Origin of the sequence: Flagellimonas myxillae (genome assembly GCF_023502235.1) — a bacterium.
Taxonomy (GTDB): domain Bacteria; phylum Bacteroidota; class Bacteroidia; order Flavobacteriales; family Flavobacteriaceae; genus Flagellimonas; species Flagellimonas myxillae.
The window spans coordinates 140,936-163,199 of the sequence record NZ_JAMFLY010000003.1; the positions used below are offsets into that span (position 1 = coordinate 140,936).

Annotated in this window: 18 protein-coding genes; 10 read left to right on the top strand and 8 right to left on the bottom strand. The window is 43.1% G+C overall.

Going from position 1 to position 22,264, the window contains the following annotated elements; all coding sequences use genetic code 11:
- Positions 1-90 precede the first annotated feature (90 nt).
- Positions 91-1,545, top strand: coding sequence for a hypothetical protein (locus tag M3P07_RS13330; RefSeq protein ID WP_249970424.1), 1,455 nt, complete (start codon positions 91-93; stop codon positions 1,543-1,545).
- Here M3P07_RS13330 and radA read toward each other — a convergent pair whose 3' ends face one another.
- The 5 genes from radA to panC form a co-directional block, all read right to left on the bottom strand.
- On the bottom strand, positions 1,546-2,907 hold the full coding sequence (gene radA / locus M3P07_RS13335) for a DNA repair protein RadA (protein WP_249970425.1): 1,362 nt from the start codon (positions 2,905-2,907) through the stop codon (positions 1,546-1,548).
- 126 nt (positions 2,908-3,033) lie between these two features.
- Positions 3,034-4,176: an alpha/beta hydrolase gene (locus M3P07_RS13340; RefSeq protein ID WP_249970426.1), complete on the bottom strand. Its 1,143-nt coding sequence runs from the start codon at positions 4,174-4,176 to the stop codon at positions 3,034-3,036.
- 26 nt (positions 4,177-4,202) lie between these two features.
- The gene (locus M3P07_RS13345) at positions 4,203-5,168 is read right to left on the bottom strand and encodes a lysylphosphatidylglycerol synthase transmembrane domain-containing protein (protein WP_249970427.1); all 966 of its coding nucleotides are present in this window, start codon (positions 5,166-5,168) and stop codon (positions 4,203-4,205) included.
- A gap of 2 nt (positions 5,169-5,170) precedes the next feature.
- A complete protein-coding gene (gene panD / locus M3P07_RS13350) occupies positions 5,171-5,521 on the bottom strand; it encodes an aspartate 1-decarboxylase (RefSeq protein ID WP_249970428.1) in 351 nt (116 codons plus the stop codon).
- 13 nt (positions 5,522-5,534) lie between these two features.
- Positions 5,535-6,383 (bottom strand): pantoate--beta-alanine ligase, encoded by an 849-nt coding sequence (panC, locus tag M3P07_RS13355; RefSeq protein WP_249970429.1) that lies wholly within the window; start codon positions 6,381-6,383, stop codon positions 5,535-5,537.
- A 102-nt stretch (positions 6,384-6,485) separates the two neighbouring features.
- On the opposite strand from panC, the gene M3P07_RS13360 reads away from it, so the two are divergent.
- The 6 genes from M3P07_RS13360 to M3P07_RS13385 all read left to right on the top strand — a co-directional run bounded on the left by M3P07_RS13360 (position 6,486) and on the right by M3P07_RS13385 (position 16,118).
- The gene (locus M3P07_RS13360; RefSeq protein WP_249970430.1) at positions 6,486-7,295 is read left to right on the top strand and encodes a glycogen/starch synthase; all 810 of its coding nucleotides are present in this window, start codon (positions 6,486-6,488) and stop codon (positions 7,293-7,295) included.
- A 5-nt stretch (positions 7,296-7,300) separates the two neighbouring features.
- Positions 7,301-9,154: a DUF4270 family protein gene (locus M3P07_RS13365; RefSeq protein WP_249970431.1), complete on the top strand. Its 1,854-nt coding sequence runs from the start codon at positions 7,301-7,303 to the stop codon at positions 9,152-9,154.
- A gap of 113 nt (positions 9,155-9,267) precedes the next feature.
- On the top strand, positions 9,268-11,115 hold the full coding sequence (gene glmS / locus M3P07_RS13370; protein WP_249970432.1) for a glutamine--fructose-6-phosphate transaminase (isomerizing): 1,848 nt from the start codon (positions 9,268-9,270) through the stop codon (positions 11,113-11,115).
- Between the two features lie 207 nt (positions 11,116-11,322).
- Positions 11,323-14,082 (top strand): TonB-dependent receptor, encoded by a 2,760-nt coding sequence (locus tag M3P07_RS13375; RefSeq protein ID WP_249970433.1) that lies wholly within the window; start codon positions 11,323-11,325, stop codon positions 14,080-14,082.
- A gap of 164 nt (positions 14,083-14,246) precedes the next feature.
- A complete protein-coding gene (gene atpD, locus M3P07_RS13380; RefSeq protein ID WP_249970434.1) occupies positions 14,247-15,755 on the top strand; it encodes a F0F1 ATP synthase subunit beta in 1,509 nt (502 codons plus the stop codon).
- A gap of 84 nt (positions 15,756-15,839) precedes the next feature.
- Positions 15,840-16,118 carry a F0F1 ATP synthase subunit delta/epsilon gene (locus tag M3P07_RS13385; protein ID WP_249970435.1) on the top strand — a complete coding sequence of 93 codons (279 nt, stop codon included), beginning with the start codon at positions 15,840-15,842 and terminating at the stop codon, positions 16,116-16,118.
- 54 nt (positions 16,119-16,172) lie between these two features.
- Here M3P07_RS13385 and M3P07_RS13390 read toward each other — a convergent pair whose 3' ends face one another.
- Both M3P07_RS13390 and M3P07_RS13395 read right to left on the bottom strand, forming a co-directional pair.
- Positions 16,173-16,706: a GNAT family N-acetyltransferase gene (locus tag M3P07_RS13390; protein ID WP_249970436.1), complete on the bottom strand. Its 534-nt coding sequence runs from the start codon at positions 16,704-16,706 to the stop codon at positions 16,173-16,175.
- Complete coding sequence (locus tag M3P07_RS13395) at positions 16,703-18,496, bottom strand: M61 family metallopeptidase (RefSeq protein WP_249970437.1); 1,794 nt, start codon at positions 18,494-18,496, stop codon at positions 16,703-16,705. The genes M3P07_RS13390 and M3P07_RS13395 overlap by 4 nt, the downstream gene beginning before the upstream one ends.
- A 62-nt stretch (positions 18,497-18,558) precedes the next feature.
- Between M3P07_RS13395 and M3P07_RS13400 the strand changes: the two genes are divergently transcribed.
- The 3 genes from M3P07_RS13400 to bioD are packed head-to-tail and all read left to right on the top strand — an operon-like array spanning position 18,559 to position 20,731.
- Complete coding sequence (locus M3P07_RS13400) at positions 18,559-19,746, top strand: aminotransferase class I/II-fold pyridoxal phosphate-dependent enzyme (RefSeq protein WP_249970438.1); 1,188 nt, start codon at positions 18,559-18,561, stop codon at positions 19,744-19,746.
- Positions 19,743-20,120 carry an SPOR domain-containing protein gene (locus M3P07_RS13405; RefSeq protein WP_249970439.1) on the top strand — a complete coding sequence of 126 codons (378 nt, stop codon included), beginning with the start codon at positions 19,743-19,745 and terminating at the stop codon, positions 20,118-20,120. Before M3P07_RS13400 ends, M3P07_RS13405 begins: the two co-directional genes overlap by 4 nt.
- Positions 20,117-20,731 (top strand): dethiobiotin synthase, encoded by a 615-nt coding sequence (bioD, locus tag M3P07_RS13410; protein WP_249970440.1) that lies wholly within the window; start codon positions 20,117-20,119, stop codon positions 20,729-20,731. Before M3P07_RS13405 ends, bioD begins: the two co-directional genes overlap by 4 nt.
- Here bioD and M3P07_RS13415 read toward each other — a convergent pair.
- Positions 20,723-22,207, bottom strand: coding sequence for an ArnT family glycosyltransferase (locus M3P07_RS13415; protein ID WP_249970441.1), 1,485 nt, complete (start codon positions 22,205-22,207; stop codon positions 20,723-20,725). The two genes, bioD and M3P07_RS13415, sit on opposite strands and share 9 nt — an antisense overlap.
- Positions 22,208-22,264: the final 57 nt, after the last annotated feature.

Sequence of the window (22,264 nt, forward strand, 5' to 3'; positions counted from 1 at the left end):
CCCATTTACTCATTCATTTGGCGCTTTCACTCAATTGTGGTGGAATGATTATTGAGGAGGTTCTATTATTGAACCACAAAACCAATAGTCATGAAAGTCAGGTGCCTCTTTTTATTTTGCTTCGTTGGAATTTTTTGCTTCGCCCAAGAGTTTGAAACTTATGAAAATGGGCTGATTTATTCTCCATTTGCCATGGAAAGGCTCAAAGGTTTGGTAGGGGAAAAGAACAATGAGTTTAGGGTTTGTGAACTAAACAAAACTTACCATTCCCTACCTCAGACCAAGGGTCGCGTGTTTACCATTTACAGCCTCAACATCAAAAAACTTGGACAAGAACTTCGTAATGGTATTTCTTTACAAGAATTTGCAAGCATCTACGCAAAATCGGAAGATCTCGCACCAAGGCTCTTGGTGCAACGGGAATACGAGACCTACAATAACGAGGAGGTAATCACAATTCAGGAAAAGCCGGATGGGAACAAATTTGAAATCGCGGTTTCTAAGTTCGAAGCGTCCCAATCGGGAAAGTGGTTTTGGGATTTTTCCAATGAAGAATACGTGGATGTGGTTTATGTTGAAAGCCCATTTTCGACCCAGGAAATACCGGAAAAGTATGCAAGGATGATCCAATATTCCGAATGCCTGATCGACACCACCAGCCAGATTTTCAAACCCGGGGCCGAACGCGACTATTGGGTCGTTTCCGATAAAGGAAAGAGAAAGAATCAAAACAAATTGATGGATTATATTGACGAAAGATTTGGAAAGGAGAGACCTAGTACAGCTCCAGATGAAAATCTGACCACGGAAGAATTTGTTGCTAGAATGGAAAAATATGAGGCATGGGAAAAGGCCAAAGAAGAATTTGTGGAACAAGTGCTTTCGAAGGAAGATAAATTCAAAGCACTATTGGATGACGCATATCGGGAAGCCAAGGAAAACAAAAATTCCTATGACCAAATTGAATTTTACGTGGAACGCTTCCTATCCAAAGGAAAGGCACTTGAGTTGAAACGAAACCGCATTGTGGTCGGACAATGTAGTATGGACAACAGCCCAAGGGTACATGCCATGAATATAGCCCAGTTGGCCGGAGAGGCGGTGCAATGGGACATTTTTTTAAGAGCCCATTTAAATGTGCTCAACGACAATGTTAGTAGGGTTTCGGATGGGAGCTGGGCTTGGAAGGACAGGCACACTTATATAAAGGAGCTTGAAGAATTGAATATCCAAGTGGTCGATTTAATCTTTGGGATAGCATTTAGGGCACAAAATGTGGCCGAGGGACATTATTTTGGAAACATTGGAAGATTGGGAAGGGCTGTGGTGGAAAGCAAGGATGTTGCCAAATTCGAGGCGGAATTGACCCAGGCCTTTAGTGATGGGAATTTGGATGACTACAATAAGATGCTAATGTTCTATCTCTATGACCATTTGATCTATAATCGGGATGCTTCCCCAAAAAAGGAACTATATCGCGATGGACGTAAAAAAGCCATAGCCAAGTTGCCAGCTTATCTTCAAGCACCTTTAGCGAAAATTTAATCAGCCAAAGAGTTCCCGCACCACATCTTCAATTTTGGATACGCGTTTTATCTGAATAGCGGAATTCTTTAATCCGATTTTGTTGTTTTTGGAGACATAAATGGTTGCAAACCCCAGTTTTTCGGCTTCCAGAATGCGCTGGTCTACCCGTATGACGGGCCTAATTTCCCCTGCCAATCCGATTTCCGCAGCAAAACACACCCCTTTTTCGATAGGGATGTCGGCGTTACTGGACAAAATAGCCGCTACGACTGCCAAATCTATAGCGGGGTCATCGACAGAGATTCCTCCAGTGATATTCAAAAAAACATCCTTGGCCCCTAATTTAAATCCTGCGCGTTTTTCAAGTACGGCCAATAACATATTCAGCCGTTTGGCATTGAATCCGGTGGCCGATCGCTGTGGGGTGCCATATACAGCAGTGCTCACTAGGGCCTGAATTTCAATAAGTAAGGGTCGCATTCCTTCCACCGTAGCTGCGATGGCAGTTCCGCTAAGATCTTCCTCGTTTTTGGAAATCAATACTTCTGATGGATTGTTGACTTCCCGCAATCCGCTTCCCTGCATTTCGTAAATGCCTAATTCCGCAGTGGAACCGAATCGATTTTTTAGGGAACGGAGAATTCGATAAACGTAGTTTCGATCTCCTTCAAATTGGAGTACCGTGTCTACCATGTGCTCCAAAATTTTAGGACCTGCAATGGTGCCATCCTTGGTTATATGCCCGACTAGAATTACGGGGGTGTTGCTCTCTTTTGCAAATTTGATTAGTTCTGCAGTACATTCCCGAATTTGGGAGATACTTCCCGCCGCCGATTCAATATGGTTGGTATGCAAGGTTTGGATAGAGTCTATAATGACCAACTCGGGTTGCAAGGTGCTTATTTGTTGAAAAATGTGCTGCGTCTTGGTTTCGGTAAGCACAAAACAATTTTCGCTTTTGGGATCAATGCGGTCTGCCCGCATTTTGATTTGTTTCTGGCTTTCTTCCCCGGAAACATAAAGCGTTTTGTAATCCAATTTTAGGGCGATTTGAAGCAGCAAGGTACTTTTGCCTATCCCTGGTTCGCCACCTAAAAGCACCAAAGACCCCGGAACTATCCCCCCGCCCAAAACCCGGTTGAACTCCAAATCCTTGGAATCCATCCTAAGCTCTTTCTCATTGGAAATCTCTGAAATTTTTAAGGGATGTGATGTCCTCTTCGAGCTACCTGAATCGGACTTCCAACTTCTTTTTTCCTCTTTCTGGACCACTTCCTCCACAATAGTGTTCCATTGTTTGCAGGAGGAACATTGACCGGTCCATTTGGGGTATTGGGTGCCGCAATTTTGGCAAAAGAAAGCTGTTTTGGTCTTGGCCATTTGTTGTTAAAGAAGAACCCAAAGATATGGAATATGATCAACGGATTTTTAGATGGTTGGATTATTGGGTTTTGGGATCCATTTTTAGAAAAATCCAACCGTCCAATAAACTAACTATTCATCAGACTAATATCCAAAATCTGCCTTCAGGGCATCGATTTTATCAAGGGCCATGTCCTTGGTCAGGAAGTCGATTTCTTCCATTTGAAAAGCTTTTTCAAAGGTCTTGAATGCCTTTTTGGGTTCGCCGAGCTCCTCGTAGTACTCGCCTTCAAAATAGAAACCCATCATGGTGTCCGGATATTGTTTTTTGCAAATCTCGGACAAGGGTTTTAGGGATTCAAAGTCGTCCTTTTTAAGACATGCTGCATAAATGGCCATAATATCGTTGAGTTCAACAGGTTTTCGGAAACCAAGCAGATTTTCAATCATATCGTAACGATCTTGCAGGTATTTGAAGACCGGCTCGTCCGAAGTAAGGATTTCGGTTTTATATTCCTTGGGGCTAATGGGTCTGAAAATCTTGAACACATTGTCAAAAGCTTTACTGATACCATAAGCGGCAATGGAAACATGGTCAGCGTTATCGTATTCATCAAAGAAATAATGAAGGCTTTCCTTATCGATGGATTTAATGGAATTGTTCATTTGGAGGATTCGCTGTCGGTCTTCCGTTTTTTCTTTTTCCAAAACTATATTGTAGAAAATTTCCTGATTCAGATCTGACAACCTAGAAGGCACCCTACTTTCCATTTCGGTCGCCAAAACCGGGGATATGGACAAATAGGAATTGAACAAGGAGCGGTCCTTAAATAGAAAGTAGTTTCCAAAATTTGCCGTTATGTCATACCCAATAAACATCTTGAACGGGGCAATTTCATAACTGGTTTCCAAATAGGGAATAAGTTCGGTGCCCAAAAATTCATAGAATTTGGCACCTTTTTCGGTGGGCAATCCTGTGGTTTGTTCAAAATCGCAATCTTCCCATCGGATGTCCCCTTCCGCCTGATCTATTCCCACGATAATGGATTGGGGCATGCGTTGGTGTTCGCTATAGAACTTGGCATTGGCCACCACCAAATCGAACAGGTACTCGGCATCGAGAACCACAATCAGGGGATATTTTTTTTCTTCGGTATAATCTTCCGGGAAGTAGTAGGAAACCCCCCTTCTTTCTTGAAGCTTAAAAGATTCAAAGATTTCTTTTTTTACCTGTGCCCCAACGGAAAAGCACAGCAGGCCAATCATAACAAATAGCCAGTTTTTCATTGGAATTAGTATTTGATGGTAGGGGTTTACCGATTTCTATTCAATAACGGTAAGACGATGAAGGATATTGTGCCGAAAACGACCACCATTAAGGTCTGGGCCGTCCACATGATCCAGCCGTAGGCTTTGCCTGGATTTTCATCTATTCCGTAAACCATTAAGGTTGCCGCCACAGCAATCGGAAAGAACCCTAAGCCGCCGTTGGTTGTGGCCATTGCGAATGCCCCTGCTACAAATGCGACCAAAAAAGCACCCAAAGGGAGTTCTGTTGTCTCTGGCACCGTGAATTTGATTACCCAGAACATTGCGATATAACAAACCCAGATAAATATGGTGTGGAAGATAAAAGCACCCCTTTGTTTCATTTTGAAAATACTGAGTACACCATCCAAAAGACCGCTAAGAAAGGACTTGATTTTAACTGCTAATTTGGAGGTGGATTTTTTGATGAGCCGAATGGAAATAAAAAGGCCAACAACACCTGCCAATAATAGGACAAGGGAACCCACCAACCCTATACCGTTCTCCTCCAAAATACCAAGTATCACATCAGTTTGGACCAGCATGGCGATGGTTATGATCAATAACAGCATAACCACGTCAATGATACGCTCAGTAACGATAGTGCCAAAACCCTTTTCAAACGGCACATGCTCATAGGTGTTGAGCGCAGTTGCCCTAAGGAATTCCCCGGAACGGAGTATTAGGGTATTGGCAAAATATGCCGTAAGAATAATTAGTACATTATTGATTAATCTTGGCCTATAGCCCATTGGGCTTAAAAGGTAATTCCAGCGGATGGCCCTAGAGATATGGCTTAAAACACCTAGGAATACAGAAAGCAGCACCCAAACAGGGTCCGCGTTTTTTATGGATTCAAGAATAATGTTTCTGTCCTCGGGGGTTGTTGAGGCATATGAATAATAAACAAGCCCGAGTCCGATAAGAATCGGAACGGAAATTTTCAGGACTTTTTTAAGGGAAGTGCCCAAAACTAGTTTAGCATATTGGTTTCCTCGTTGGGGAAGACTAATGCGGGATTAAAGGCCTTGGCTTCCTCTATGTCCATCCATGCATAGGTGATCAAAATAAGTACGTCGCCCACGGCAACCTTGCGCGCAGCGGCCCCGTTAAGGGTGAGCTCCCCAGATCCCCTAGGTCCAGGAATGGCGTAGGTCTCCAGGCGTTCTCCATTATTGTTGTTCACAATTTGGACCTTTTCGCCCCGGATTATATTTGCAGCATCCATAAGGTCTTCATCAATGGTAATACTCCCAATATAATTGAGGTCGGCCCCAGTGACCTTTACCCTATGGATTTTTGATTTTACTACTTCAACTTGCATGGCGCAAAATTAATTAATTCAATCTTAGATTGTCTATCAATCGGACCCCATCCGCATAAACGGCAATAAAGGCCCGATATTTTTGGTTTGCCGTCTTTTCAGTCATCGGGGTCAGCGTATCTTCTTCCGCTATTTCAAAATACTCCAATTCCAAAGTACTGTTTTCGGCAAATTGGGAGCTTACCCAATCCGTGATTTCCTTTGCACTTTCCGTGCCAAATTTAAACTTGGCAGTTTTGAGGGTTTTATAGATAAATCCCGCTTCTTCCCTAGTCGTTTGGGAGAGTCGTTCATTACGGGAGCTCATGGCCAATCCGTGGGCCTCCCTTTCTATGGGGCAACCCACTATGGTATAAGGGAGTTGCCGGGTATCCACCAGTTTTTTTATAATCTGTAATTGTTGAAAATCCTTCTCTCCAAAATAGGCCCTATCCGGAGCCACTGTGGTAAGAAAGAGCTCCACAACGGTACCTACCCCGTCAAAATGTCCGGTTCTGAATGCACCTTCCATTACCTGATCCAATCCATCAAAATCATAGGATTTGGAAACCACGTCCTCCCCATAGATTTCATTCGCATTCGGGGTGAAGACTAAAATGTTGGGGCCCACACTTTTTAAAAGATCTAGATCCTGATCCAAATTTCTTGGGTACTTTTCAAGATCCTCTTTCTGATCAAATTGGGTTGGGTTCACAAATACGCTTACCACTACCACGTCGTTTTCCAAAACGGCCTTTTTTACCAGGGACAAATGCCCTTGGTGCAAAGCCCCCATGGTAGGAACCAAGCCAACGGTACGATTTTTGTTTCGTTCCAATTGTAGTTGGGCGATAAGTTCACCCTTGCGGTCAAATATGTGCATAGCGCGACTCAAAAGCGTGCAAAAATACTATAAATACTGCTAATCAGCATAATTTTTGTACTTTTGCGGCTACGTTTTTCGGATAAGCAAAAGAAAGTGTGTATGAATGGTAAAAAGATATTGTTTGTATCTTCTGAATTAGTACCCTACCTCCCAGAGAATCAAGTTTCCTTAATGTCGTATGAAGCACCCAGGATGGTCAACAGCAACGGGGGGCAAATTCGCATATTTATGCCAAGGTACGGTAATATCAATGAGCGGAGACACCAGTTGCATGAGGTAATCCGATTGTCGGGGATGAACCTGGTGATCAATGATATGGATATGCCCCTGATCATTAAGGTGGCGTCCATTCCAAGAGAGCGGATTCAGGTTTACTTTATTGACAACGACGAGTACTTTAAAAGAAAGGCCACTTTCGCCGATGCGGAAGGCAACCTTTTCCCTGACAATGACGAACGTGCCATTTTCTTTGCCAAGGGCGTAGTGGAAACCGTTAAGAAACTAAACTGGTCTCCAGACATCATCCATGTTCATGGTTGGATGGCTTCCTTACTTCCACTATATCTTAGGGAATACTATGCTGATGAACCTCTATTTGCAGACAGCAAAATTGTGACTTCGGTTTACGATAGGGGCTATGAGGGAGAGCTTGACGGTGAAATGAAGAATAAAATTGCTTTTGATGGAATTGAAGAGGATCGTATATCTTCCCTTTCGACCCCTGACTATAATAATTTGTTAAAAGTTGCAGTGGATTATTCCGATGCCATTATTTTAGCCTCGGAGGAGGTGTCAGAGGACTTAAAAAACCACATTGGAGGCCTTTCCAAACCCGTACTGCCCTATGTTTCCCTTCAGGAAGCCGAGGAGGCGTACACAAATTTCTATAAGACAGAAGTTTTAAAATAAATTGCATGAAATTTTTTAGGATTATAAGGCTTTCAGCCTGGGTTGGAGCTTTATTTCTTATCACAACATCTTGTGAAGAGGAATTGGGGACGATTGGAGAGGGTGTTGTTGCAGGTGAGCCCTTTACCACTGGTAAGGTCGAGTTCGATGTATTTGCCTTCAACAAAGGAATAAAAGCGGTACAGACCAATAAACTGCCACTGTATCAACTAGGTGCATTCAATGACCCTATTTATGGGAGACGAAATGCCATTATAATTTCACAACTTACATTGCCAAGTGGGCAAGGAAACCCAACCTTTGGGGATACTGCCCAAGATGTGGAGGATATTGCAGACGACGATGGTGAGGAAGGGACGATACCAGAAGAGGAAACAGTAAAAGAAGTATGGTTGAACATTCCGTTCCAGCGACCTCCGGCCTCTTTATTGGATAGCGACGGCGACGGTGTGGAGGATGTGTTCGAACCTGGGGAAGATGCCACTAATCCCAATTCGGATTGGGATGGTGATGGCGTATCTGATAATGAAGAACGAATTATCGGTTCCGATCCATTTGATGAGAACGAAGATGGGACGGGCGAAGATTTTGTGGCCAATACGTTCCGTAAAAGATTTGACCTTGACAGCATTTTTGGGAACCGCGCCTCCGAATTTGATCTGAAGGTGTTACGCTCCACCTTTTTTCTTAGGGACCTTGACCCCAATAGTAATTTTGAAGAAGCCCAGATGTACTTTTCCGATCAGGATTTTTCCGCATTTACTTCAAATGTGCTTTACGATTCCAGTGCATCTGCAGAAGACGCTAAAGTAGTCATCGACGAGTATGAGATTATAGAGTTTGAATCTGATGAGGACGATCCTGAAACAGATATTGATGAGACCACGCAAGTTGCGAATAGGATTCCTCCAGGAATCAGGGTCTCTTTAAGACCTGAATTTTTTCAAGAGATATTGGACAAGGAAGGGGACTCTGAACTATTGAGCCAGTCCAACTTTAACGACTATTTTAGGGGAATCCAGATTTCTGGTGAGGGAGTGACAAATGATTTAATGTTCCTGCTCGACCTTACCCAAGCCAATATTACCATTACGTACGAATACCAGAATTTCAATACCACGGAAGATGAACTCGAAACCTTGGAGCGGGATTTCGTACTCAACTTATTGGTCAATAATAATGGAGTAATTCAGGGAAATGCAGTAAATGTTTTTGAGGATGAACCCTTTGATCCGGCAATTATCAATGCGCTGGACAATGGAGAGAATGCATCCAAGATATATGCCAAGGGAGGTACAGGGACCTTTACGGAAATACGCTTGTTTGAAGAAACCATCAACGGGGGATCGGATATCATCAACGAGATCAAGCAGAATAACTGGATTATCAACGAGGCCAATCTCGTTTTTCATGTGGATAGGGAAACCTTGAACTTGGCTGGTGGGGAAATTGTGGAACCACCACGCTTATACCTTTATAACGCTGAAACGGACCAACCGATTTATAATGCAATTTTCGAGAACAGTGAAACCAACGAGCCTCTGGGCCTTTTCTTGGATTTTGATGGGATTCTGCAAAAAGAAGGTGACCTTGGGACCCAATATAAATTTCGAATTACGGACCACATCAATAATATTGTGGTAAGGGATTCCACTAATGCCCGATTGGCGCTTACTTTAACTTCCAATATTGGGGTGCCCAATGTGTCTGAATCCATGGGTTCTGTGGACGAGGTTATCAACCTGCCCATAATGGCGGCTATCAACCCATTAGGAACAGTGCTGTTCGGTAGCGACGTTGAGGGCGACGATGAGGACAAAAAACTTAAGCTCGAAATTTACTATACGGAGGCCAACTAGGCATACCATTCATAGACTTTTTTCGTTTTATGACATAGTGGTTATAGAAGTTTCCACTATTGCAATTACATTTGCCATTAAAATTGTTCCTCAAATAATTAAAAGTCAATCTTATGTGTGGAATTGTAGGTTATATAGGTCACAGAGATGCCTATCCTATTGTAATTAAGGGGCTGCAACGCTTGGAATACCGAGGCTATGATAGTGCCGGTATCGTACTATTTGATGGAGAAAATACCCACTTGTCAAAGACAAAAGGCAAGGTTGAGGATTTAAAAAAGAAAAGTGAGGCGACCATTGCCACAAAAGGCAAATTGGGCCTTGGTCATACCCGATGGGCCACCCACGGTGTGCCAAACGATATAAACTCCCACCCTCATTATTCCAATTCTGGAGATTTGGTAATTATCCATAATGGAATCATCGAGAACTACGAGGCTATAAAGAAGGCTTTGATAGAACGGGGGTATAGCTTCGAATCCGATACGGATACCGAAGTATTGGTCAACCTAATTGAGGAAGTAAAAAAGAAAGAGGGCGTTAAACTGGGACAAGCTGTCCAAATTGCTTTGAACCAAGTAGTAGGTGCTTACGCCATTGCCGTATTCGATAAAAACAAACCCGATGAGATTGTGGTGGCCAAATTGGGAAGTCCCTTGGCCATAGGTGTTGGGGAAAACGAATACTTTATCGCTTCGGATGCTTCTCCCTTTATAGAGTTTACCAACAATGCTGTGTACTTGGAAGACGAGGAAATGGCCATTGTTCGGATTGGGAAGGAAATAAAGCTGCGTAAGATTAAGGACGATGCCATAGCCTATCCAAATATTCTTGAACTTCAAATGAATCTTGAAGAGATAGAAAAAGGGGGTTATGACCATTTCATGCTAAAGGAAATTTACGAGCAGCCGCGTGCCATTTTAGATACCTATAGAGGACGTTTGTTGGCGGACCAAGGGATTGTAAAAATGGCCGGGATTGACCAGAACCTCGAAAAATTTATGAATGCCAACAGGATCATCATTGTGGCTTGTGGTACATCATGGCATGCAGGGCTGGTGGCTGAATACATCTTTGAGGATATGGCACGGATTCCCGTGGAGGTGGAATATGCCTCGGAGTTCAGATACCGAAATCCGGTGATTACCGAAAACGATGTGCTTATCGCCATCTCACAATCCGGTGAAACTGCCGATACCTTGGCAGCCATAAAATTGGCCAAGGAAAAAGGAGCTTTTGTGTTCGGGGTCTGTAATGTTGTTGGTTCGTCCATTGCAAGGGAAACCCATGCAGGTGCATATACCCATGCCGGACCCGAAATTGGTGTGGCTTCCACCAAGGCTTTTACCACACAAATTACAGTATTGACCTTGATTGCCCTAAAATTGGCACAAGAGAAAGGCGTCTTTTCGGAATCTCGCTACCATGAGATTTTGACGGAATTGGAGAGTATTCCATCCAAAGTGGAAAAAACCTTGGAGACCAACAAACTGGTAGAGAAGATTTCCGATATCTATAAGGATTCTTCAAATTGCCTCTATTTGGGCCGAGGCTATAATTTTCCTGTTGCCTTGGAAGGGGCTCTTAAATTAAAGGAGATAAGTTACATCCATGCCGAAGGTTATCCGGCTGCCGAGATGAAACATGGTCCCATTGCCCTTATCGATGAGCAAATGCCTGTGGTGGTTATCGCCACTAAAAAAGGTCATTACGAAAAAGTGGTGAGCAATATTCAGGAGATCAAGTCGAGAAAAGGACGAATCATAGCCGTAGTAACAGAGGGTGACGAGCAGGTAAAAGAGCTGGCGGACCACGTAATTGAGGTACCTGAAGCGACCGAAAGTCTTACGCCGCTGTTGACGACCATTCCGCTTCAACTATTGTCGTACCACATTGCAGTGATGCGCGGGTGTAATGTTGACCAACCTCGTAATCTCGCTAAATCGGTTACCGTGGAGTGACCTGGACAAATCGATAATACCTTAAAAAACCCTCGATTTTTGCATCTTTTTTGTTAAAACGGTAGATAATCCATGTTTTTTTTAACAAAAAAGTATTATGCATGCATAATTTTTTTTGATTTTGGCCTAATCATGTGAAAAAAAATGTATCTTCCGCCTGCAATGCCCCGGCATTTTTAAAACTAATTTAACTCAAATTATAAGCAGATGAGAAGACTAATGATCCTATCCCTATTGTTGTTTGGTTCCCTTACCTACGCACAAACAACAGTCCAGGGAACAGTAGTTGACGAAAATAACGATCCCATTCCCGGAACCAATGTGGTTTTGGTGGGTAAAGCAGAAGGAACGACTACGGATTTTGATGGGAATTTTACCTTTAATACTTCCGAACAACCTCCGTTTCAACTTCAGTTTACAGCCATAGGGTTTGCCGATTATGTGGCCAATGTTACCTCCAATAACCAAACATTATCTGTGGTACTGACGGAGGCCTCTACCTTTCTGGACGAAATCGTGATTTCTGCTTCCAGAACCCCAGAACGGATTTTTGAATCCCCGGTTTCGGTTGAACGTTTTGGGCTTAAGGAAATAAAGAATACAACTGCCGAGTCCTTTTATGGAGGCTTACAAAACCTTAAAGGGGTAGACATCAACACCAACAGTTTGACCTTCCAATCCATTAACACGAGGGGTTTTGCCACCTTTGCAAACAACAGGTTTCTGCAATTGGTGGATGGGATGGACAATACCGCTCCAGGACTGAACTTTGTACTTGGTAACTTGGTCGGGATGTCCGAATTGGATGTGCAAAGTGTGGAAATTCTTCCAGGTGCGTCTTCCGCGCTGTATGGAGCAGGTGCCTTTAATGGTATATTGTTTATGAGAAGTAAAAACCCTTTTGACTTTCAGGGAATCAGTGCATATGGGAAAACAGGGATAACCTCCCAAGAAGCTGCTGGCGATAATAATTACTACGATTTTGGAATAAGAGCGGCCCATGTATTTAGCGATAAGTTGGCTGTAAAAGCAAACATTTCCATTCTAAAAGGTGAGGATTGGCATGCCAATAGTATCGTGGACTTTGGCAACCCAGGTGCCGATCGTTCAAATCCAGCATATGACGGTTTGAACATCTATGGGGATGAGGTTTCAACCACCCTGGATTTTGATGCCGCTGCCGGCCTGCCCACTGGAACCGTTGGAACCGCAACAATCTCCCGAACAGGTTATGAGGAAAGGGATTTAGCCGATTATAATGCCGAAAGTGTAAAGACCGATTTTGCTGTTCATTACAGGCCTTTTGGGAATGATTTGGAGTTGATTTATAACGGACGGATTGGCCGAGGTACGACCATTTATCAAGGTTCAAATAGATATGCGGTAAGCGGATTTTCCATGCAACAACATAAATTGGAACTTAAAAATGACAACTTCTTTATAAGAGGTTACTTAGTATCCGAGAATTCTGGGAATGCATATGATACCAGGTTTGCAGCAATTAATATTAACAGAAGCTGGAAGGGGGATACACAGTGGTTTACAGAATATGCGGGGGCCTATATCCCAACGTATCTAGGGGGAATACAAGTAGGCGGACTTACCCCAGAACAAGCTTCGGTAGCGGCGCATGCTGCAGCTAGAACTGCTGCGGATACTGGAAGATTGATTCCTGGCACGGCAGCTTTTGAAAGTGCTTTCAACACGGTTACCAACGACGGGGATTTAACCACAGGAGCCAAATTTATAGATAATACCAAATTCCGTCATATAAATGGAAATTATAATCTAGCACATCTAATAGACGATTGGGCAGACATTCAAATTGGTGGGTCCTTTAGAGAATATGAACTGAATTCAGGAGGAACTATATTTACCGATTCAGATGGTCCCATTACCTATAATGAATATGGGGCTTACGTTCAGGTGCAAAAGAAATTTGCAGATGATCGCTTCAAATTTACTGGGTCTGCGCGTTATGACAAGAATGAGTTTTTTGATGGGTTTGTTTCTCCCCGGGCGGCCTTGGCATATACCGCTGGTGAAAACCGAAATCATAATATCAGGATATCTGCTCAGCAAGGTTTTAGAAACCCGACCACCCAAGATTTATTTATAGGTCTAGATGCGGGTGCCGCAATTTTGGTAGGGTCCGCTCCTGATAATTTAGATAGGGACGTAAGAACTTTTGATGTGAGTCAAAATGGTCAAAACCTAATTGGTCAATCAACTGTGGAGATAGTGGGAAGGGCTGCCTATGAAAATGCCTATTCCTTGAACTCCGTATTAAGTGGTGCTCCAGAAGCGGTTAATACATCAGTGATTAAGCCTGAGGAAATCACCACATTTGAAGCTGGTTATCGGGGACAGATCGGAAAGTTCACTATTGACTTGAGCGGATACTACAATAGATACAAGGACTTTATTGCCAACGTAACTGTATTGGTTCCATATTATGGTACCGCAGGTGATGGAGGTCTTTCGTTGTTGGCTTTGCAAAACGGCGATAGAAAACCTTATCAGACCTATACCAATTCCACGGTGGACATTAATTCCTATGGAGGTACTGTAGGTGTGGATACCAAGCTCGGAAATTTTGATCTCGGGGTTAACTATACCTACACAGAGTTAGATTTCGACAAAGCACAGTTCCCTGATTTCAGAACCAACTTCAACACGCCAAAGCACAAGGTTAAGGCTTCATTTGGAAATACTGAGCTTTTCAAGAACTTCGGATTTAACGTAAACTACAGGTGGAGTGACAGTTTCTTCTGGGAGGCTTCCTTTGCTGACGGTGATGTGCCTGCCTTTACAGTAGTGGATGCACAGATGAACTATACGGTTCCCAGTATTAAATCTGTCTTTAAAGTGGGTGGTTCCAACTTATTGGGCGATGAATACTTTACCGCTATAGGTACTGGAATGATTGGCTCAATTTACTACGTTTCTTGGACGATAAATCCATAACAAAAAGCATTAAAAAAGTGAATAAGGGCGCTGGTAAAATCAGCGCCCTTTTTGTTGCTAAAAAAAGCAGTTTTTAAGTTTTTGTTTAAAATGTAATAGTATATCTTTGCAGCCGGAAAAAAAGCAGTTTTTTCCATCGTATTCAATTAAAAATTAACACAATAATGTCTAAAGTTACAGGAAAGGTTGCCCAAATTATTGGCCCCGTTATTGACGTAGAGTTTGAATCAGGAGCAGAAATCCCAAAAATTTACGACTCGCTTGAAATCGACAAAGCCGATGGATCCAAATTGGTTTTGGAGGTTCAGTCGCATATTGGTGAAAATACAGTTCGTACCATTTCTATGGATTCTACGGATGGATTGAGCAGGGGAGTTGATGCGGTTGCCACTGGAAATGCCATCCAAATGCCAATTGGCGAGGATGTTTACGGACGACTTTTCAATGTAATCGGTGACGCTATTGATGGTTTGGAAAACCTTCCAAAAGAAGGAGATAATGGACTTCCTATTCACAGGGAAGCACCGAAATTCGAAGATTTATCTACCTCGACCGAGGTTCTTTTTACAGGAATCAAAGTAATCGACCTTATTGAGCCTTACGCCAAGGGTGGAAAGATTGGTTTGTTCGGTGGTGCTGGTGTAGGTAAGACCGTATTGATTCAGGAATTGATCAACAACATCGCCAAAGGTCACGGAGGTCTATCCGTGTTTGCTGGTGTTGGGGAAAGAACCCGTGAAGGAAACGATTTGCTTCGTGAGATGTTGGAATCGGGAATTATCAAGTATGGTGACGATTTCTTGCACTCCATGGAAGAAGGTGGATGGGATTTATCCAAAGTGGATAAAAAAGCCATGAAGGAATCCAAAGCGACTTTCGTGTTCGGACAGATGAACGAACCTCCTGGTGCACGTGCAAGGGTAGCACTTTCTGGTCTAACCATTGCCGAGTACTTCCGTGATGGAGCTGGTGATGGGCAAGGAAAGGACGTATTGTTCTTCGTGGACAACATCTTCCGTTTTACACAAGCTGGTTCTGAGGTATCCGCCCTATTGGGTCGTATGCCTTCTGCGGTAGGTTACCAACCTACATTGGCAACAGAAATGGGTGCCATGCAGGAAAGGATTACTTCCACTAAAAGAGGTTCCATTACATCAGTACAGGCGGTTTACGTACCTGCGGATGACTTGACGGATCCTGCTCCTGCTACAACTTTTGCCCACTTGGATGCAACTACAGTACTTTCCCGTAAGATTGCCGAGCTTGGTATCTACCCAGCTGTGGATCCATTGGATTCCACTTCCAGGATTTTGACCCCTGAAATTTTGGGTAATGATCACTATGCTTGTGCGCAACGTGTAAAAGAGTTGTTGCAACGCTATAAAGAACTTCAGGATATCATCGCCATTTTGGGTATGGAAGAACTTTCCGAAGAAGATAAATTGGCCGTAGGTAGAGCAAGGAGGGTACAACGTTTCCTTTCCCAGCCATTCCACGTAGCGGAGCAATTTACCGGAATCCCTGGTGTTTTGGTAGATATCAAGGACACCATTAAAGGATTCAACATGATCATGGACGGTGAGTTGGATCACTTGCCAGAATCTGCCTTCAACCTTAAAGGTAGCATCCAAGATGCAATCGAGGCAGGAGAAAAAATGTTGGCTGAAGCATAGCTTCATTCCTGCGAAAACAGGAAACTTTTGATAAATTGAGATTAATTTAATAAGATTCCCGCTTTCGCGAGAATTCCAAAGAATATGTACTTAGAAATAGTATCCCCAGAAGCAACATTGTTCGCAGGTGAGGTAACTTCGGTAACCGTACCCGGTATCAATGGTGAATTTCAGATGTTGCAGAACCACGCACCAATTGTTTCCCTATTACAACAAGGCGATGTGAAAGTTCATGGGGACATTCAGATTGAAGAGGAATTTGAAAGCAAATTTTCAAAAGGGGCCAACGGAGAAACAGTATTGTCCATCACCAGTGGTACTATCGAAATGAAGGACAACAAGGTAATTGTTCTTGCAGATTAGGGAGACTTCTTCAGAAAAACTTTATAAAAGCCGCTTGTTTACAAGTGGCTTTTTTTATTGCAATTGGATCAGAACCCATTCTTTTCCTTGTTCTCCCATATACCTTTTCAGTTCGGTAAACCCAATGGCAGCATGGGCATTTATGGAGCGCTGGTTTTTACCATCGACCTCGGTAATTATAGTGTCAATCCCTTGGGGTAATCGCTCCTTCATGGTGTTGTACAATCGGCGGAAAACCCCTTGGCCTCTATGGCTTTTGGCGACACAAATTTGACCCATCACCATATAGTTGTGTTTCCCTTGCACAACTTTGTTGATTTCGTGGAACATGGGCTTTAGCACTTCGATGCTTTCGGCAAATTTGGGATGCATGCAAAGGGCATAAGCGACTACTTTATCGCTATCCAAGGCTATGATATGACCACATACCTCGTTCATTTCCTTCAGGATTTCATAGGAATGCTCCACAGTTAAAAATCCCTCTTTATGCCGTTCTTCTTCTGTTAGATTTTTTGGCAGGTTTTGCCGCTGCAACTCAAGTATTTGTTCGAGCTGGGTTCTGGTAGACGCTTGGGTGCACCGAATCATTGTTTTGTCTTAAGCCAAGATTTTCTGAATGCCAACATAGCTTGGCTTGGTGTTTCTCCCATATCTTCCATCAGACCAATGGTATAGGACGGACTGGGCTTCAAAACTAAGGTTGTTTCCTTTTGCGCCCCGTGCCGGGAGTATGTTATCTGTAGTGGCTCATCAAGCTTATATTGTTCCAGATAGCTCGAGAATCCTTGTTCCCCGGCAACAGGAATATTGTTGATTGCCAAAAGTACATCTCCCTTGGCCAATCCTGCCTTATAGGCAGGGGACCCAATAACGGGATTGCTTGCCAGATTACCTCCTTCTGGGGATATGGAAACACGGGAACCAAAGAAGACCTTACTCTTGTCCTGAACCAAATACACTCCAGCCTCACCAAACAATGCAGTGTAATCCGGTATACCGCTTTCATAGATATAGGACTGAAAAAAATAATCCCCAAAAGCCTTACCGGCATATTGATTTAGGGTTTCATGAAGGTCGGTTATGGTATAGGGCACTTCTTTTTTACCGAATGTGTTCCAGACCAATTTCATATAGTCATCCAAATTTAGACCCTGCTTTCTAAGCGAAAGGTCTAAGGCCAACCCCAAAACACTACCATACGAATAATAGGAAATAAAGGTATTTTCCCGGTTTACAGGATCCACCGAAGTGGCGGCATCAACAAAAGGAGCTTGATAGCTCATTTCAATGGGATTGAAAAATTGCCGGGCTGGGGATGTCCAAACATAGTTGAATGTTCCGGTTAAACCTTCCACATATTCCTTAGGGGTAATTAAGCCTGCCCTGCAAAGGATCAAGTTGGTATAGTAACTGGTAAATCCTTCTGCAAACCAAAGTTCCCCACTCATGTTGGCTGCTTCAAAATTAAAGGGCTCCAAGCTTTTTGGCCGAATGCGTTCTACATTCCAAGCATGAAAAAATTCGTGGGAGACCGTTCCTACATTTCGTTCCAGCCCTCCATTGGCCAAGCTTCGGGTGCTCGTCAATATCGTGGAGTTTCTATGTTCCATACCATCACCAGAAGCATTGGGCACATAACAGGCCAAAAAGGTGTAGGTGCCATAATCAAATTTGGGAAGTTCCCCATAGACCTCCTTTTGCTCCAAAACAGTCTTGCGAACCTTTTCAAAATAGGTATCCGCTTCTTCCTCTGTTCCATTGTGATGCAAGGCCAATTGTATGATCTGGCCATCCAATTCAAAGGACTTGAGGGTAAAATTGCTTATCTCGGTAGGGCTGTCCATAAAATAATACAGATTTGGAGCGGAATAGGTATTCCCAGATTCCAATGGCAACTGGGTGGCCACTTTCCAGCCGAGGTCCTGCCTTACCTTAAAGGTCACTTCTATTTTTCGATTTGCTAAAGAAGGAGCATACATAAAAGTGGCCGGGATGTTCAGGTGCGCGTGTGTTTCATCAATTTGTGCATACGTACCATCCCCACGATTGGCATATAGGGTGTATTGAAGTATTACCGTTCCGTCATGTCCAGAGATTTGCCACTCGTATGGATTGGGTCTTTTTACCTCCAATATTTTTCCTTTGCTGTCCATGGCCTTAAGGGCATAGACGTTTTTTGCAAATTCGTGCAGTGCATAGCGTCCGGGAGAAGTTCTGCTCATCCTAACGGAAAGGATCTCGTTGGGAAGATCGGTAAAGGCAACCTTGACAACAGCTTCATGGTGTACTGCATTTTCAAAGGAGATTTCATATTGGGTGACCTGGGCAACTGATGAAAATGTGATTAATAGGAAAAAAAAGAAGGAAGATATCTTCATTTTAAAGCTTTTGAAAGCAACTAATTTAAACATTTAAAAACAGTATGCACTAAATTTGGGGCATGGGGAAACTACCTTCAAGATTGGAATCAAAACTGGCGAAAAGGAGAGCTGAGGATTCAGTTCGGAACCTTCCCGTTCCCAAGAATTTGATTGGTTTTTCTTCCAATGATTATTTAGGGTTTTCCCGAGAACCGGCTATACATCTGGAAGCGCTGGAAATTTTAAAGACCGTCGGATGTGATGGCAATGGGGCCACGGGATCCCGATTGCTATCGGGCAACCATGTCCTATACCCGCAATTGGAGAACTTTCTCGCCGAACATCATAAGGCTGAATCCGCCCTGGTTTTTAATTCGGGCTATGATGCCAACCTTGGTTTTTTCGCTTCAGTTCCCCAACGCGGGGATTTGGTCCTTTACGATGAATTGATTCATGCGAGTATCCGCGACGGTATTAAAATGGGAAATGCGAAAAGCCACAAATTTGCCCATAACGATTTGGAGGATGTAAAGAAGAAGGTAGTGGCATCACTTGATGGCCCCACCGGGAATGGCAAGCAAGGGCAGTCCTCGAATAATAGGCCCGAGGTATATATTGTGACCGAATCCGTGTTCTCTATGGATGGGGATTCTCCGGATTTACTGGCGTTTTCCCAGTTTTGTAGTGAACAGGGGTATCACCTGATTGTTGATGAGGCTCATGCCACTGGCATATATGGCAAGGGAAGGGATTTGGTTTGTGCCTTGGGAATCCAAGATCAGGTTTTTGCAAGGATTATCACCTTTGGAAAAGCCATGGGATGCCATGGTGCGGCTATTTTGGGTAGCGCTGCACTACGTATGTATCTCATAAACTTTGCCCGAAGTTTCATTTATACCACCGCCCTTTCACCCCATTCGGTTGCAACGATTTTGGCCTCGTACCACCATTTAAAAAATGCAGGAATTGAAAGTTTGGATGTTCTTGAACAAAATATTCGCCTTTTTAAGGCTGAAATAAATAAACTCGGGATTGCTGATCGGTTTGTTGAAAGCGATTCAGCAGTGCATTGCCTACTGGTCCCTGGAAACGGGACAGTAAAATCCCTGGCAGGGGCATTGCAGCAAAAGGGATTTGATGTGAAACCCATACTTTCACCCACGGTTGTGGAAGGCCAGGAGCGATTAAGGTTTTGCTTGCATGCATTTAATTCAGAAGAAGAAATTGTACAACTCGTAGAGGAAACTAAAAACCAGCTATCAATTTGAAGAAGGAGTTTTATACCCTAGCTTATTTTCATTTGGAGTCGGATGCCCAACTTGCCAAATCAAAATTGGAATCCGAAGGTATTCCAGCTTTTATCTGGGAGGAAAATTTGAACTATCATACCTTAACTAACAACTCTAGGGTTCGACTTCAGGTATACAAAAGTCAAAAAGATCAGGCTTTGGTGGTTTACAACGAAATTAAAGGATATGCGGCCGACCAAGACGGCAAGCCTATTGTATGCCCAAATTGCAAGGCAGAAAAGTCTGAAATTTATTATTCTAGAAAGGGCGTTTTTTACAAACTTTTCCCCTTCTTTGAAACCCGTAAATACCGCTGTACCAACTGTAACTTTATCACCAAACCCGAGCCATGAACTATTTTATTACTGGAATTTCAACCGAAGTGGGCAAAACCATTGTTTCTGCCATTGTGGTGGAGGCTTTGGAGGCGGACTATTGGAAGCCTGTTCAGGCAGGAGATTTGCATTTTTCCGATACCGATAAGATAAAAGGTATGATCAGCAATGCTAAAACGACGTTTCATGGTAACAGCTACGCCTTAAACACTCCTATGAGTCCGCACGCCGCCGCAGATATTGATAAGGTCAAGATTGATTTGACTAAAATCAATAGGCCAATAACTGACAATGAATTGGTCATTGAAGGCGCAGGAGGCTTATTGGTGCCTTTGAATGACACAGATACCATTTTTGATTTAATCCAACCAACAGATAAGGTGATTGTGGTGTCACGCCATTATCTGGGAAGTATTAACCATACCCTGCTAACTGTCCAGAAGTTGCAAGAAAAGAATTTGGATATTGGGATAATTTTCAGTGGTAATGAACATCCTACAACCGAAGCGATAATTCTAAAGAAAACAGGTGTTGTCTTTTTGGGAAGAATCAATGAGGAAAAGGGATTTGATAAGGAGGTTATCCGTAAGTATGCCCTTGATTTCAGAACTGCTTTGCAATCATTCTAGCCGTTGGTAGATGAGACCTCTATCAATGGTTTTTATCAGTTTGTAGTGTTGGTTCAAATAGGCGTCGATGTAGGTATTGTAATCCAACAGTTTTTTGTCAAAAATTTTCTTCCCTTTCCGGGCCACCACCACTTTGGGACGAATTTCTTCCATAATGTATTCAAGTTCCTCCATTCCAGTGGTTCGAGGATTGTTCATATAGGGAAATAATTTATCTCGTGTAATATTGCTCGGATGGGTGGCTACTTTCGTTGGTGGGTCCACTCCCAAAACCCAGTACCCGATATGGTATTCCGTAAAGAAAATATTTTGGGTGTCCATTTGGTTTTCGAGGATGTATTTGGGCACATCGATCCCCTCCCCATTAAAAAAGGAACTTTTAACACTTTTGTTTTTCACAATGTTGGCGTATTCTAGATAGGACTCCATGGGAATGAGAACCAGTAGCACGGCGGCCACAGTTTTTAGCCCTTTGCCAAGTGGAGGTAGCTTACTGATTGCAATGCCAACGAGTATCAGCACAAAAGGATACAACTGGATCAGGTAATGTCCGTTCACTTTTCCTGTTTGCAAAAAAGAGGCCAACACTCCCACGATGACCACGATCAAAATCTGAATTTCTTTGGAGGAAATATCGATCAGTTTCTTAACCGAACCCAGGGCAATGAGAACGGTGACTACCAATACCAAGGGGAGGGCCTTACCTATGGAATGAAATTTGGACTGTGAATAAGCCAAGGGGGCTTCAAATATAGACTCCCACCAAACCTGAAGTTCACCTTGAAGGTGGTAGGGAAATGCTGTAAGAAATACGAGCAAGATAAATCCTATGGCCATGAGCACCAGATTGCGGATATCGCTCCAAAATTTACCGCCAACAAGTGCCTTCCAAAATAGAAAGAGCCCCAATGTAAAAAGGGGATAGGCCATGTTCAATTTAGACATGACGGACAGTCCTAAGAGCAGGCCAATGATCATATACCACCACCATTTGTCCTTGGACAGTAAAAGGTATACGGCAATTACAAAAAAGAGGGTGCAAATATGTTCGGACATTACCCCTTGCAAACTGCCAAAAAGACTTTGAAAGAATACACAAAAAACCGCACACCAAAACGCCACTTTTCGAGACGTGATTCGGGAGGCGATACCATAGGCAAATAAGGAAGTGAGGACCACCATTAGGGTCCCAATCAATCGAATGGCCAAAAAGCTCTTACCAAATACGGAAATTATGCCGGCGAAAACCAAGAAGGTAATAGGAGGTTTCAGGTCCCATAATTTTGTGTAGGGTAAATAGCCATCTACCCAGGATTGTGCCATTATAATGAAGGTGCTTTCATCCCGATCCACATAATCCCGAAAGAAAAACGGAAACCGCACAAAAAGGGCAATAAAGAACAGGAACCAAAATACGCTTCTCCAGTTAAGCTTGTCGGTTTGGAAGGTGAAAAAATCAATAACTCTCTTTGGCACTTTTGGGTTGGCGTTTTTTAGGTTTTAATTACCATCTTTGCAAGATAGATAAATTGA

Excerpts from the sequence above, each read along its gene's own strand:
- M3P07_RS13400 (WP_249970438.1), top strand. The coding sequence starts at position 18,559 with ATGGGGAAACTACCTTCAAGATTGGAATCAAAACTGGCGAAAAGGAGA.
- radA (WP_249970425.1), bottom strand. The coding sequence starts at position 2,907 with ATGGCCAAGACCAAAACAGCTTTCTTTTGCCAAAATTGCGGCACCCAA.
- M3P07_RS13375 (WP_249970433.1), top strand. The coding sequence starts at position 11,323 with ATGAGAAGACTAATGATCCTATCCCTATTGTTGTTTGGTTCCCTTACC.
- panC (WP_249970429.1), bottom strand. The coding sequence starts at position 6,383 with ATGCACATATTTGACCGCAAGGGTGAACTTATCGCCCAACTACAATTG.
- glmS (WP_249970432.1), top strand. The coding sequence starts at position 9,268 with ATGTGTGGAATTGTAGGTTATATAGGTCACAGAGATGCCTATCCTATT.
- M3P07_RS13330 (WP_249970424.1), top strand. The coding sequence starts at position 91 with ATGAAAGTCAGGTGCCTCTTTTTATTTTGCTTCGTTGGAATTTTTTGC.
- M3P07_RS13390 (WP_249970436.1), bottom strand. The coding sequence starts at position 16,706 with ATGATTCGGTGCACCCAAGCGTCTACCAGAACCCAGCTCGAACAAATA.
- M3P07_RS13395 (WP_249970437.1), bottom strand. The coding sequence starts at position 18,496 with ATGAAGATATCTTCCTTCTTTTTTTTCCTATTAATCACATTTTCATCA.
- M3P07_RS13385 (WP_249970435.1), top strand. The coding sequence starts at position 15,840 with ATGTACTTAGAAATAGTATCCCCAGAAGCAACATTGTTCGCAGGTGAG.
- bioD (WP_249970440.1), top strand. The coding sequence starts at position 20,117 with ATGAACTATTTTATTACTGGAATTTCAACCGAAGTGGGCAAAACCATT.
- panD (WP_249970428.1), bottom strand. The coding sequence starts at position 5,521 with ATGCAAGTTGAAGTAGTAAAATCAAAAATCCATAGGGTAAAGGTCACT.
- M3P07_RS13365 (WP_249970431.1), top strand. The coding sequence starts at position 7,301 with ATGAAATTTTTTAGGATTATAAGGCTTTCAGCCTGGGTTGGAGCTTTA.
- M3P07_RS13340 (WP_249970426.1), bottom strand. The coding sequence starts at position 4,176 with ATGAAAAACTGGCTATTTGTTATGATTGGCCTGCTGTGCTTTTCCGTT.
- atpD (WP_249970434.1), top strand. The coding sequence starts at position 14,247 with ATGTCTAAAGTTACAGGAAAGGTTGCCCAAATTATTGGCCCCGTTATT.
- M3P07_RS13360 (WP_249970430.1), top strand. The coding sequence starts at position 6,486 with ATGAATGGTAAAAAGATATTGTTTGTATCTTCTGAATTAGTACCCTAC.